Consider the following 562-nt stretch of genomic DNA (forward strand, 5'->3'; position numbering starts at 1 on the left):
CTGGCGACGTAGGTCCAGGCACCGTCGGTGCCGATGGAGAACTGGCCGTAGCTGCCGGCGGTGTTGGTTTGGGCGACGAAGGTGGCGGCGCTGTCGACGTCGCTGATGGTCAGGGTACCGGCGGTGGTCAGCGCAGCATTAGTCTCGGTGAGGTTGGCGATGTCGGCGGACAGCACGGCCGCATCGTTGGTGCCGAGGATATTCACGGTGACCGAAGTGAGGGTGCCGTCGGCACTGCTCACCGCGAAGGTGTCGGTGTAGGTGGTGCCGGCGGAGAACTCGTTGTGGGCGGAGCTGGCGACGTAGGTCCAGGCACCGTCGGTGCCGATGGAGAACTGGCCGTAGCTGCCGGCGGTGTTGGTTTGGGCGACGAAGGTTGTGGCGCTGTCGACGTCGCTGATGGTCAGGGTACCGGCGGTGGTCAGCGCAGCATTAGTCTCGGTGAGGTTGGCGATGTCGGCGGACAGCACGGCCGCATCATTGGTGCCGAGGATATTCACGGTGACCGAAGTGAGGGTGCCGTCGGCACTGCTCACCGCGAAGGTGTCGGTGTAGGTGGTGC

1 protein-coding gene is annotated in these 562 nt (G+C 65.3%); it reads right to left on the reverse strand.

Going from position 1 to position 562, the window contains the following annotated elements:
* A partial coding sequence (locus Q8X48_RS29820) for a VCBS domain-containing protein (RefSeq protein ID WP_407802810.1) occupies positions 1-562 on the reverse strand: 562 nt, incomplete at both ends.

The sequence above is a fragment of the Pseudomonas sp. QLc11A genome (assembly GCF_052112305.1).
GTDB lineage: Bacteria > Pseudomonadota > Gammaproteobacteria > Pseudomonadales > Pseudomonadaceae > Aquipseudomonas > Aquipseudomonas laurylsulfatiphila.